Raw genomic sequence first — 12,958 nt, 5'->3', positions numbered from 1 at the left:
ATCCTCCTTTATTAAACTTTAACCAAACCTAATTGGTCGTTATAACGGTAACTCTCGCTGCCCTCATAGTAGGTAAAGCTCAGCTCCCCAAACTTGAGTGCAGTTATGTATTCGCTGGTATTTTCTGTGGCGTACTGAGTTAGCAGTGCGCTGTAATCGCGTTTAAGCCATAGCCTTGATTGCTGGTCGCGAGTTAATTCGTAGTGTTCAATGCCGAGTGTTTTCTCTATTGAATTAAACTCACCACCATCATCCCGCAGGCAAAACCTTAGACGTCCTCTGCTCTCAACTAGGGTGACTTGAACACTCGGCGCACTATTTCTAAAGCGCTTAAAAGTTTGCGGCAACGCGGTAAATTGCCACAACTGGCTGATATGACCGTGCAAATGCTCATACCATCTAATTGGTTTTACGGCAGGTTTACGGCGAGCGAAACGATCCTTTTTAACTGCAGGCTTTGCTGCACTGGCATCTTTGCCAATTTCTTCAATTCCGAAAGTACGGGCAGTAATAAAGTGTTCCAGATCGGCAAGGCTATGTTGACAGCGAACTTTTTCAGGTTTGGTGATCCGCGCTATGGCGTTAACACCTTTAAGTAAGCCTTTAACATCTACTAACTGAGTAAGATCATGACTATGCAATTTGAACTCATTCGTTTCATAACCGGGCTGAACAAAAACCGCCTTATCGCTGCCTAGAAAGCCCTTTAAGTTATATTGCATTAGGGCAATATTTGGCTTATCGACCTCTCCTTCCCTGTGTCTTCTCACCCGTCCAGCCATCTGAATAAGTGAGCGTTGAGACGACGGTTCGATGACTGCCCAGTCAAAGTCATGATCTCGCCCAACTTCTTCAACAGGTGTCGCTACTAGAATGAAAATCACATTAGCTTTAGTACTAGCTGTTAAATGCTCTCTAATAGTAGGGTTTTCAAAAGCTTGTGGTTGTTGGCCAAGTTGCTCTTTGCGCTTTAGTACACCATCTAAGTGCTTTTCCTGTTCATGGCGAAGCAGCATCACCTGCTGACTGTGATATGCCATACAGCGCACATCGATATCATTAGGCCAATCACAGCTGAGTAGGTACTTGGTAAGTGCAACACAAGGAGCAATATTTGCCATGCGAACAACACCAAAGGACACTCGCTTTTGGGTTTGCTGATCTTGAGTGTGATGAAGTTGGTGGTTATTGATTATTGCTTGTTGAATATGAGTAAAATATTGCTGCTCTAGGGAAAACTCGGCAGTTTTATCACATGGATGAATGAGTGCTTTGCGCTTTACAGCTTGCTTTTTCAGCTTACCGACCCGTGCTGCTAAAAAGTTATCCTGCAAGTTTTGATACTCTGCAATACCTGCTTGTGTACTAGCAGCAAAGCCTATTTGAGTATCAAACTCATCTACAAATATACTGGTGACTGTATCGCTACAATCACGGCTCGCGGCAAATAACGCCCAACCTTGTCGATAGGCATTAAATAACCCTAGTGCCAAATCTGGTGGAATGGTGGCAGATGATATCATCACTTTACGACCTAACATTCCTGCAAGGCGCACCAGACGACCAATAGCGATGAAATCATCACCACTAAAGTCGTCAATTTCATCGATAACAAGATCTGAGGACATTAAGCGCAAGGTTGGCAATATATAACGGCCACCGCGCTTGGTTTCGGTTGCCGCCATAATGTGATCAATAGTGCAAGTCAGCACTGGCGCATAAAGTAACTTGCGGTCTTTCTCGCAAGTTAATACCGTTGATAACTCTTCTTCGGGTAATAGGTTCTGCCAGCTATCTTGCTCGTCTTGTGTAACATCCCAAATTAATTGGTCATTTTCATCTTGCAACAGCTCAGCCGACTCTGAGCCAGCGTCATCAAACGCTGATTCTTGTTCAGCTTTATCAACTCGCTTGCCTGAGACATGCAATTCATAAGTCGATTTTGAACCTATAAGCACGGCTAAGTCGCTATCCGCCAGCTTTAACCGCTCTTTATATTCATCCCCAGTTTGCAAAGTTAGCGTTCTTAGCCCTAACGCCAGCACATAACGTAAACTTTGTTTATCGTCAGATAGCGCCTGCATGACCTTGGCGTTGGCAATGGTTTTACCGCAGCCAGTGCTTGCCATATTAACAATGAAACAACCTGTTGAATCCGTCTGTTCATTGCTTCGCCAAATATGAATATTATTGACCGCTTTATCTTGCCATCTAAATTGCTTAGGAGTGTCAGCACTGGGTTTCAATGCATCAATATTTGTTGCACAAAGTGGCTCAGATTCAATAAAAGGCAGCATTTTTACCGCATTAACCGCATAGTGCTCTACATAATACAAATGTTCATCGAGCTTTTGCTTTAATGCTCTGGTTTGGCGGTCGGTATTAGCAAATAAACTAGTTTGCTGCTGCCAATTACTATCGTTTTCTTGCGATGAGTAATAATGATCACCCAGCATTAAACATAAACGGCTATGGTGTAAAACAAGCTGCCAACTGCCATCATTTATCGCTTGTTCTAATTGCGGCAACTGAGTCATCAAATCTTGCGCTCGATTTTGTAAGCGTTTTAACCAGACATTTGAGTTAGAAAGTAGACCATTACTAAACTCAAAACACTGAGTTTTTAGCTTGTCAAAATCATCAAAACGATTTTCATAACCCCATTCGCTAGTCACCCGAGTGAGTAATTGATTAAATGAACGGTTAGTGAAATTGCGCTGCTCATACAGAGCATCTTTATTTTTTGGCAAGGGTAGCCTGTGATGAGATAGCACCAGCCAATAAATCAATGCGGCGGCAATGGGGAGTTTTTCAACTAAAAATGAACCATTTGCAGCACTTTTAGTAAGTTGTTGTTCGTCAATTCCTGCTTCAATAAGAGCCTTTAACCATTTTGAATCCTCTTGTTCGCCGTTATTGATAAAAACTAAATGGGAAAATAAAATACAGGATACCCACTCGTGTCTCAGCGGATCGCCTTTATGTTTAGTCATTACCTCAGGGTTAAGCTTATTTTGAAACAGCTTTGAAGCCTTACCCCAATCATGGATCAGTGCCGCGAATCCTGTTAGCGCTTTGATCAAAGGAAGGTATTGCCAGTTATTTTCAACATCGCTAGTTAACAAATCTTGCTCGGTACTATTCACTGGCACATAGCCCTCAAAGTTAAACTTGTTTTTATTGCCCACTACCCACAAAAACTGGCTGCGACTGCGTGAACGGATCCAGTGACAACTCACTGCTGTACTTCGACTGGCGGTTTTACGCAGCATTTTTTGTACTGTGTCTAAACCATCTTGGGTGATGAGGGTTTGCCAGGTGTTGTCACCAATGCGATTGGCAAAGGCATCCAGCACTCGGCGGGTCTTTTTCAGTGCATTTTTCTCGCACTGACTGACGAAGGTGACCATCATAGGCTGTCACCTTGCTGGGCGTTTTCTATCTCTGTTATTTGCTCTTCCGATAAGTCCTGCAACGCAATTTGTTTTACGGTATCAAACATAAAATCAAGCGCTTTGTGGTCGGTAAAGGCTTGCAGCACTTGTTGGCGAAACTCTTGTTCGCTGGCGTTTTCTTTGGCGCAAATAAATGCCCATGGCAACACGAGCGCATCTTTAATTAAATCAGCGACATCAAACACCAGTGCACCGCGGCGGGTTTTACCGTGCATAACAGCAAAGCCATGGGGAATGCCCAAAACCCACAAGGTACAAGCGGCTAAACCATAGGCGAGGTAGTTGCCATGGTTTAAAAAGTCATTTGCCTTGCCAATGCTTTGCTTGCCCGCGGCCTTATGTTGGCGCTTAAAGTTATCTGCCTGTGTGGCATTTGCAGCATGTTTATAAAGTACTTTGGTTAACTGCGCCTCAGTTAACAGTAGCTCTTGAGGTTTTGATGCAAGTTCGGTGCGAGAATAGAAATTATCTAGCGCGTCTTGAATGGTTTGTTCTTTGAAGTTAAAGCCTTCAGCTTTTAATTCGCGATCTTTTTGCCATATCTTACTAAGAAAGGCTATTCGCGCCTGTTGAAAGCGCTTAGCTGACTGCAGGCGTTTGTCATCATCAAACCAAAAGCCTAACCAGCCTTGCAAATATTCAGTGGGGCGATATTCACTTTGCGGAGTAAACCACTCAACCTCTGTGCCCATGTAAAGCGGCGTACTGCCACCACCACAAAAGCCAACTAGTACGCCGGCTTGGGCAAGCATACGCATCGCCGCTTGAGTAATCGACGTACCATTACCCAGTAAAATAACTGTGGTATTGGCAATAGGAATATTAAAATAGAGGCTTTCTTTGCTGGCTTCAGTCAGATAAAGCACACGACCATCTTTTTGCATCACGCGGCAGTATTCCAGATAGAAAATTTTGGCGCGCTTTGAATGCAAAATTGCTTTTAGATCAGCCGGCGATAAATTTTCCAAACGAACCTCCTTATGTCACTAAGCCACTACTTTAATGACTTAGATTCAGCATTCCATACTGATGTTTTTTACAGGTAAAGTGACTTTACAATACAGCTATAGAAGCCAACAGACTCCTTGATAAACATCAAAAAAGCCATGGCTTTATGTCGGCTAAATTGACAATTGTCCATTGTTGCGCTGTCGCCTCCATCTCTACCATGGTTGGCTTGATATTCAACTGTTGTAACTGGTAGCTCACTAATGCAGCTCGCGTAGAGATAACCAACTTAGGTTCAGACAGGTTATAATCTTTCATTAACACCGCGACTTGCTGCTCACTTAAGCGGAAGTCGGGCTGCAATATGATTTCCACCGTCTTATTCCAGGCTGCGTCGTCTGCGTGAGTCCAGCACGATTCATCAAGAAGCTCAGCCTCATCTGAAAAGCGACTCAATACTAAATCACGGTATCCCTGTGACTTTTCGCAATAACCACGCACGTGCCAGCGATGACAGGCAAAGACAAAGGTTTGGGGATGGAATATCCGACCATCGTACTCAGGGTTTGACAAGGAAACATAACCCACCTCTACCCGCTTGTTTTGCTTAATTGCACCAACAAGCACGCGCATTACATTGGCGGAAATGTACCGACCTGGAGGAGATAAAACTTCAACATTTGCTGCACTGGTCATCGCTGTTGATAGTTGCTTATTTGCAAACCACGACAGAAATTGCTCAACATCTAGAGAAATATAGTGCGCACAAAAATTAGCAGAAGGTACGTAACCCTGAGGGGTATGAACTAGGTTATCTGGATGGGTATTTTGGTAGTCTTTTAAATCTTGATAAGCTTGTTGGCGGCTAATAGCAAACTGCGACACTACGTCTTTATTCTGAACACATCCTTGCCACCAAGCGAGTAGTTCAATAAATAGAAAACGCAGTTTTACACTGTCTTTAAGCATGATTCCCCAGTCCTTTAAGTCAAAGCCACTTTTTTTACCCCAAACATAGGTAAAGCAGCCATCATGCGAGTATATTAAAGCTATCCCTAATAACTCTTTGCGATTACGCTCAAACTTTTCATTAAAATCATCTATTTAATATAAAATTTCAACCATTTTTTCTATGTAAATACAACTCAAGACAACTGTATTACATTGCATAACAAAATAGTTCGTCGGCCTCATTATCAACAAAATCTATATAGTCATTCATTAATTGCCGCTCTTATCATTTTCTTGCTCACTGCTAAGCTGTATCCATCTAATCAACATCGACAACAGTTAAGGATGCACCATGAGCTACTACTCTATTTTAGAAGTCACACCTACCACGGATGTATGGGTTGCGGATTACATTGGCCCTGCTAATAAAATCGTAGCTAAATATGGTGGTAAGTATCTGGCACGTACGTCAACTCATGAGCGCGTTGAAGGACAAGGCAAAGAGCCAGCACTGCGGATTATTATTGAGTGGCCAACTCGTCAGGCTGCTATCGACTTTATGAATGACGCTGAATACGCGCCGCACTTAAAAGCACGCACAGAAGGCTCGATTAGTCATCACCACTTAGTTGCGGCAAAAGACGATTTAGCCTAATACTGATAGCACAGACCTATTTACACTATTCGCAATAAGAGACATATTTTCGAAGAGGCAAAACTTAATGGATAACTTAGCACCAAAAACAATTTTACTTACCGGCGCAACTGACGGCATTGGTTTTGAAGCCGCGAAACAATTTGCTCAGCAAGGTCATCACCTACTGGTTCATGGTCGCAGCCCAGAAAAAGTTGAGAAAGTGATTAATCAGCTTAGCTGCATTAATAGTAACGCCAAGTTCACACCAATTATCGCTGATTTATCATCGATGACGGCTGTTGAAAATATGATTAGTGATGTGAAACAGCATGTAAAACAATTAGACGTACTGATTAATAACGCTGGCATTTTCAAAACACCAAACCCAGTAACAGATGAGGGTTTAGACATTCGCTTTGTGGTGAATACCTTAGCGCCCTATCGTTTAACCATGCAGTTATTGCCATTAATGAACACTAATAGCCGAGTAGTGAACTTGTCATCAGCGGCGCAGGCAAGCGTTGATTATGATGCGCTAGCTGGCAGTAAACGTTTAGGCGACAACCCAGCTTACGCCCAAAGCAAGCTTGCTATCACCATGTGGACCAGCGCGCTTGCCAAGCAATACAAGGGCAAAGGACCAATGATGGTGTCAGTTAACCCTAAGTCACTACTGGCAAGTAAGATGGTAAAAGAAGCCTATGGTATTCAAGGCAGTGACATAAGCGTTGGCGGCGATATTATTGTACGTGCTGCATTATCTGATGAGTTCGCCGATGCCCACGGCAAATACTATGACAATGATATTGAAGCGTTTGCGCCGCCTCATAGTGACGCGACAGACATGGCAAAGAATGAACGCCTTGTAGAAGTTATTGAGCGTTTTTATAGCTAGGGCCTGTTGCTCTATCAAGATTATTTTTGCAGCAGCTTGTTGGAAATTTATACAAGGCAACGACTTTGATGTGTGGTTGTTCCACATGATAAGTCGTTAACGCAGTAGAAATGACAACAAGCGCTGCCTGAAAGGTTCGTTTAAAAGCACCTACGCCCTTAGCAAAGAGCTTAGTTTGTTGCGAGCCCTGTTGTTAAAATCAATAGGTTTAGGTGACTAGACGTCATCGCTCGCGTCGCGATTAAAGTGCTTTTAATTCGAACAAATTCTAATCAGCAAAGATCTACAGGCCCTAGTACTGCTTAAGCTAGTTACCTCTCTAACTTTTATCGCAGCTATCATTCAATCGGGTTTCCTAAAGCACCTAAATCGATATTCGGTTTAGGTGCTTTTTATTGCCAGCTTAACTCCTAAGATTGCTGGGTTTTAAGTGATTATCAACAGAATCCATAAACTCATTCCACTTACAGCTCAATTATCAACACTAAAAGAGATTGATACCATGACTTCGCGTTAACTCGTTCAATCAAGTTGCGCTTGATTAAAGCGAGTTAAACGACAGTTTTTCATTTATCGCTTGCTGGGCAATTTTTATTAGCCAATCGGCAGATATCTTTAACAATGAGGTATCTCGGCCTGGCAATGCTGGAGACAATATTATGCGTTACGAGGGCAAAGTTTATCGACCTTGGCCAGAGGCCAAAAGTATTCTGATCCAAACCACACTAGGTTGCAGCATCAATACCTGCACTTTTTGCAGCATGTTTGACGACAAGCGTTTTAAGGTGCGCGATATTGACGATGTGATGCGAGATATCGAGCAAGCAAGAATCATCCACCCATTTGTGGAATCTATCTTCTTGATTGACGGCAATGTAATGGCGGCGCGCACAGACTATTTATTAAAAGTGTTCGATAAGCTCAAGCAAACCTTTCCTGAAGTGAAGCACATCTCGCTTTATAGCGGACTCAACGACTTTAGGCGCAAATCCATTAGCGAGCTTAAAGAGCTAAAAAGCGCTGGGCTTGATATGGCTTACTCAGGATTAGAATCAGGCGATCCGCTTGTACTTGAGAAAATCAAAAAGCACATGAGCGCGGAGCAAGCTATTGAAGGCATGGCCATGGCAAAAGAAGCCGGCATTAAGGTGTTATTGTCGTTTATCTTTGGCTTAGGTGGCCGCCACCGTTCAATGGAGCATATTAAGGCGACGACCGATATTTTAAATATCACTCAGCCAGAAGAAATAGCTCCTATGGCACTGGCGATTCAACCAGGCACAATCATGGAGCAGGAGGTAAAAAGTGGTGAGTTTATTATGCCGACTAAAGGTCAGGTGCTCGCAGAAGAGCAATACTTACTGCAGCATTTGGACTTCCCAACTTATTACTGGGGCGATCACGGTAATAATTTAGTGCCGCAAAAAGGATTGCTGCCACAAATGCAAGATACGTTTTTACAGCGGGTGAATCACGCGGCTGAACATTACATTAAAGATCAGCAAAACGTTATTCAAACCTTCTCTTGGTAATAGGAATAACACATAGCTCAAGCTGGTCGTAAGCCAACTTGAGCTATTCCCACTTAGACACCAAACTAAGCCCGATATTTGGCTAGACTATTTACCTGCCAACCAGGGCGAGACCATGAACATTTATCACGCGCTTTCTTATGGGAGTAATGAGCTTTGAGTATGCAAGCCTCTTTAGCAGGGATGCTAAAGCGGAGCCATCAGGGATGATTTAACGGCGTCTTGCGCAATCAAAGTTCGTTAATTCTTAGTACATGGTTGATAATCAATCACTCATGCGCTCACCCTGACCTGCCAGCTGTTTATCCCAATAAGGCGTTTCGCCATAGTACTGGGCAAAAAAGTCGATAAAGGCTCTCACCTTAGGCGCAATCAAACGCGAACTTGGGTAAACCGCCCAAATCGCGGCATCTGATACCAGCGGATAATCAGCCAATACTTGTACTAAATCGCCACTTAGCAACTGCTGGTAAGCACTCCAGGTTGAGTTAAGTGATAACCCAAGCCCATCAACCGTGGCATCCCGAATAGCATCACCATTGTCACTTCTAAATCTGCCTTCGGTTTTAATGGTGACTTGTCCACTTGGGGTTTCAAAGGTCCAATTCTCGAGCCCCATGAGGTTCAAGCACTGGTGCTGATATAACTCTTGCGGCGTTTTCGGCGTGCCGTGTTTAGCAAGATAACTGGGCGCGGCGCAAATAATACGTTTGTCGCTGGCAAGCTTTCTTGCAACTAAAGTTGAATCCTTTAATTGCGCATCGCGGATCGCCACATCAAAGCCGCCTTCTACCAGATCAATGATGGAGTCGGAATAACGAAAGTCTGCATGAAGCTCAGGATACTGACTTAAAAACTCACTTAGCGCTGGGGTAATATGCAAGCGCCCAAAAGAGGCCGGCGCAGAAATACGCAGCGTACCTGTTGGCGTGCTACTACCTGCACCTACAGCGCCGCGTGCGGCTTCCACACTTGATAGCACTTCAACCGCATGGGGTAAGAATGACTCACCCTCTTCAGTCAGCGATACCTTGCGGGTGGTGCGATGCACTAAGCGTACACCGAGACTGTCTTCAAGCTTGTGAATATGGGCGCTCGATACGGCGGGCGACAAGCCAAGCTCCTGGCCAGCTAGGCTGATATTTTGCGTTGCCGCAATGCGGACAAACAGCTTCAAATGTTCAATATTCACAGCCTTTCCCTACATAGCCTAAAGCGATAACGGCGCAGCCTGATATTTTCCACAACCCAGTAAGCGCCAGATAGTGACAAGGTTAACGCCAAAAGTGCAAATATCCAACTGAAGGGATTGTTAAAGCTGCCCTGGTTCAAATAATCCATAAAGTGCAGTTTAAACATGAGATCAGCTAGATCTGAGTCAGCATTTTTATGGGCGATTACCTGCCCTGTTTTGCTATGCACATACACTCGCGTTTGTGCGCTAGCTGCAGATGGTGCTGAATTAGCTGCAAGTTGTGGCTTAACATCATGATTTAACGTGATGCGCCAAAGCGGATCGCAAAACTTGGGTAACTCAGCAATAGGCGCTTGCATTAAACTTACGTCAGCTAGACTTGCTGCCCCCTTAAAGCTCGCCAATGCTATGTTGGTTGCCGCAATTTCTGACAACCTAAATGGCTCACCAGTTGCTGCATCTAACATAGTTTGCTGCTGACACTGATGAATATAACGACTCGGTTGATGCTCAAACACATACACACTGTTTGCGCCTATCTGTTTTAGCGTGAGTGTTGACCAGGGGTTAGAGGTTAATATTTGCAGCTGCTTTGCAGCCTGCAAAGGTGTTAGTAGTTTATCTTTATCAGGTTGACTATTGGCTAGCGCATGCGCCACAGCTTGTTGGTTGACGCTGCCTTTTCGCGCTTGCCCATCGCTTAAATTAAAATAAAGCCCGGTCGCGAGCCAAATCACAAGTTGCAGCGCAACAACTGCGCCAACTAGGTAGTGCAGCTGACGATTTAGATGCTTAACGCGCCTTGATGATACTCGCAGCCGCGCACCTTTGGCATCAGCTCTAAAATAACCTTTGCGGCGCTGCCACAGTAATACCACACCTGCTAAAACGGAAACGAGCGCAGTGGCAGCAGTAACCAGTAATAAGCGATTATCAACCTCTTCACCATGGTCATAGTCCATGATGTGCCACTTCCAAAACAAATCGAACCAACGCCAAAATTCGTGCCGACGCGTCACTAGCTCACCGCTGCTGGCTGAAATATACAAACTAGTATTCACCGCATCATTAACATCAACGCGCCACACGGGTAAATAGCGCGCCGAGAGTTCGCTAGGCGGATTGTCTGTGATTAATTTGGCTGAAAAATCGTTTTGTTCGGATTCACCAGGCGGTGCACTGGCAACCGAGTGACGGGGTAAGTATTCACTAGCAATCACGGCAGCTTGCTGCACACTAATCTTGCCAAGTAACACATCAGGTTTGCTTGCGCTGACCACCTTTGGAAGCCAGCGAGATTCACCTTGCAAATACAGCTTATAAACTAGCTCTCCTGCGCGCTCAGTCAGCTCTGCATATTGCAAGCTCGGATATAAAGCTAATAGCTGCTCAGCAGTCGCCACCTTTTGTGTTTGCAGCTGTTTTACGGTTATCGGTGCAATCTGCGCGCGCTGATAATGATCGCCGCGGATATAACCTAGATCCATCAATACAAAGTAGCTACCAGTGACCACCCAAATCAGCATAGGCACCGCCAGCAGTAACATCAGATAACGATGAACCGTGCGCGCCGAGGGCTTTTTAAGCCGATATAGTTTGCCCCTAAAGCGAGGCTCTTTGTTACTTTGGGAAGCTGAAAAAGAAGTGATGACTTTAACCTTGGTACGTTATCTCGAACAGATAACAATATTTAACTAATAATAATCGCTAACATACTTGAGTTTTAACCGTTTTACACGATTAAAACGCGCAAATTTATTGCATTTTTATAGCGATAACCGCATATTCAGCTGTTCATACCTTGTCAGCATAAACTAGGGCGTGTTGATCTTTGCTGATTAGAATTTGTTCGAATTAAAAGCACTTTAATCTCGGCGTGAGCGATGACGTCTAGTCACCTACACGAATTCGCTCACAACAAAGAGTAAAGTGCTTTTAAACGAACCTTTCAGGCAGCACTTGTTGTCATTTCTACAGCGTTAACGACTTATCATGTGGAACCACCACACATCAAAGTCGCTGCCTTGTATAAATTTCCAACAAGTAGCTGCAAAAATAATCTTGAAAGATCAACATGCCCTATAACAAAAGGACTTATCATGCGAAGTTTTGCCATCACAGCCACGTTACTTTCGAGTGCAATTGCACTGACGCTTGTCACAAATGCACCTCATGTACATGCAGCTAAAGGGCCTAACTTCGCCAACCTACCAGAAGCCGTTGCCAATAACGGCGTAGCTAAAGTGACTACCAAAGATGGCAGCTACTTACTCAGCTTTACCGGTCTTGGCAGCAAGCGCGACTACACTGCAGTTCATAACCGCGCCTGGAAGCTAAAACTCGATGATGCTGCGCAGCGATGGCAACCAATCACTAGCGTGCCTTTTGTCGCGCCACTGGCAGGTAGACTCGCCAGCACCGCTATTGGTATTAAAGATAAAGCCTACTTTTTTGGCGGCTATACGGTCGCTAAAAACCATGAAGAGATAAGCACGGTTGATAACTATCGTTATGATGTCAGCTCAGACACTTATCAACGCATTGCCGATATGCCTGTGGCTGTGGATGACTCAACACCTGCAGTGTACCAGCAGCGCTATGTGTATCTATTTGGTGGCTGGCACAACGACGGTAACGTTAATCTAGTGCAAGTGTACGACACTCAAACCGACACCTGGCAACAAGCCAGCCCTATGCCTGCACCAGCTGTTTTTGGTCAAGCGGCTGGCATAGTTGGTGAGCATCTTGTGGTATGCGATGGCGTAAAAGTGAAAGCGAATCTTTTAAAACGCCGTAACTATCAAGCCTCACCAGTTTGCCTTTACGGCAAAATTAACCCGCAAAACCATCTACGTATTAGCTGGCAACTATTGCCGCACTTTAGCGAACAATTAGATAAAACAAAGCAGGTAGATAGAACAGAGCAGCTAGATAAGACAGCGCAGTTAGATAAAAGTGAGCATGCAAGTAAAGCAAACCACAAAGCGACTGCTTATTACCGCATGGCAGCGACAGGCATTAAAAATCAACGCCAAGGCATAATTACCTTTATTGGCGGCAGCGACAATCCATATAATTATGAAGGCATTGGTTATAACGGCGAGCCGAGCGAGCCAAGCCCTTGGCAACACAAGTTTGATATCCAGACTAAACAGTGGCTTAAACCTACAAAAGTAGAACAAGCTAGCATGGATCACCGCGGACTGATCTGCCATCAAAATCAGCTACTACGCATTGGCGGTATGCTAGCCAATCAAACTGTCAGCAACCTAGTCTTAACCACTAAACTTGATGTTAACGAATCTTGCATCTGACAAGATATCGCACAGCATATTGTGAGCTAGC

9 protein-coding genes are annotated in these 12,958 nt (G+C 44.3%); 4 read left to right on the top strand and 5 right to left on the bottom strand.

Going from position 1 to position 12,958, the window contains the following annotated elements; all coding sequences use genetic code 11:
• Positions 1–11: 11 nt before the first annotated feature.
• From cas3f to G3R49_RS11590, 3 genes are all read right to left on the bottom strand, one after another.
• The gene (gene cas3f / locus G3R49_RS11600) at positions 12–3,413 is read right to left on the bottom strand and encodes a type I-F CRISPR-associated helicase Cas3f (RefSeq protein WP_167869773.1); all 3,402 of its coding nucleotides are present in this window, start codon (positions 3,411–3,413) and stop codon (positions 12–14) included.
• Positions 3,410–4,423 carry a type I-F CRISPR-associated endonuclease Cas1f gene (cas1f, locus tag G3R49_RS11595; RefSeq protein ID WP_167869772.1) on the bottom strand — a complete coding sequence of 338 codons (1,014 nt, stop codon included), beginning with the start codon at positions 4,421–4,423 and terminating at the stop codon, positions 3,410–3,412. Before cas1f ends, cas3f begins: the two co-directional genes overlap by 4 nt.
• A gap of 127 nt (positions 4,424–4,550) precedes the next feature.
• Positions 4,551–5,372, bottom strand: coding sequence for a WYL domain-containing protein (locus tag G3R49_RS11590; RefSeq protein ID WP_167869771.1), 822 nt, complete (start codon positions 5,370–5,372; stop codon positions 4,551–4,553).
• A 334-nt stretch (positions 5,373–5,706) separates the two neighbouring features.
• Here G3R49_RS11590 and G3R49_RS11585 point away from each other — a divergent pair, with 334 nt between their 5' ends.
• The 3 genes from G3R49_RS11585 (at position 5,707) to G3R49_RS11575 (ending at position 8,418) form a co-directional block, all read left to right on the top strand.
• A complete protein-coding gene (locus G3R49_RS11585) occupies positions 5,707–6,009 on the top strand; it encodes a DUF1330 domain-containing protein (protein ID WP_167869770.1) in 303 nt (100 codons plus the stop codon).
• Between the two features lie 67 nt (positions 6,010–6,076).
• Complete coding sequence (locus G3R49_RS11580; protein ID WP_130600705.1) at positions 6,077–6,886, top strand: SDR family NAD(P)-dependent oxidoreductase; 810 nt, start codon at positions 6,077–6,079, stop codon at positions 6,884–6,886.
• A 659-nt stretch (positions 6,887–7,545) separates the two neighbouring features.
• Positions 7,546–8,418, top strand: a complete 873-nt coding sequence (locus G3R49_RS11575) for a radical SAM protein (RefSeq protein ID WP_167869769.1) — start codon at positions 7,546–7,548, stop codon at positions 8,416–8,418.
• A 265-nt stretch (positions 8,419–8,683) separates the two neighbouring features.
• Here the strand turns inward: G3R49_RS11575 and G3R49_RS11570 are convergent, their stop codons facing one another.
• Together G3R49_RS11570 and G3R49_RS11565 are read right to left on the bottom strand one after the other, a co-directional pair.
• The gene (locus G3R49_RS11570; protein ID WP_167869768.1) at positions 8,684–9,610 is read right to left on the bottom strand and encodes a LysR family transcriptional regulator; all 927 of its coding nucleotides are present in this window, start codon (positions 9,608–9,610) and stop codon (positions 8,684–8,686) included.
• Complete coding sequence (locus G3R49_RS11565; RefSeq protein ID WP_348633929.1) at positions 9,607–11,262, bottom strand: PepSY-associated TM helix domain-containing protein; 1,656 nt, start codon at positions 11,260–11,262, stop codon at positions 9,607–9,609. Before G3R49_RS11565 ends, G3R49_RS11570 begins: the two co-directional genes overlap by 4 nt.
• A gap of 450 nt (positions 11,263–11,712) precedes the next feature.
• Between G3R49_RS11565 and G3R49_RS11560 the strand changes: the two genes are divergently transcribed.
• Complete coding sequence (locus tag G3R49_RS11560; protein ID WP_167869766.1) at positions 11,713–12,927, top strand: kelch repeat-containing protein; 1,215 nt, start codon at positions 11,713–11,715, stop codon at positions 12,925–12,927.
• The last annotated feature ends 31 nt before the right edge of the window (positions 12,928–12,958 follow it).

Origin of the sequence: Shewanella sp. WXL01 (assembly GCF_012263345.1) — a bacterium.
GTDB lineage: Bacteria > Pseudomonadota > Gammaproteobacteria > Enterobacterales > Shewanellaceae > Shewanella > Shewanella maritima.
The sequence above is the reverse complement of the archived record's forward strand: the minus strand, read 5'-3'. Positions and strand labels throughout refer to the sequence as shown.

Coding starts and splice junctions, on each gene's coding strand:
- cas3f (WP_167869773.1), bottom strand. CDS start 3,413: ATGATGGTCACCTTCGTCAGTCAGTGCGAGAAAAATGCACTGAAAAAG.
- G3R49_RS11590 (WP_167869771.1), bottom strand. CDS start 5,372: ATGCTTAAAGACAGTGTAAAACTGCGTTTTCTATTTATTGAACTACTC.
- G3R49_RS11585 (WP_167869770.1), top strand. CDS start 5,707: ATGAGCTACTACTCTATTTTAGAAGTCACACCTACCACGGATGTATGG.
- G3R49_RS11580 (WP_130600705.1), top strand. CDS start 6,077: ATGGATAACTTAGCACCAAAAACAATTTTACTTACCGGCGCAACTGAC.
- G3R49_RS11575 (WP_167869769.1), top strand. CDS start 7,546: ATGCGTTACGAGGGCAAAGTTTATCGACCTTGGCCAGAGGCCAAAAGT.
- G3R49_RS11560 (WP_167869766.1), top strand. CDS start 11,713: ATGCGAAGTTTTGCCATCACAGCCACGTTACTTTCGAGTGCAATTGCA.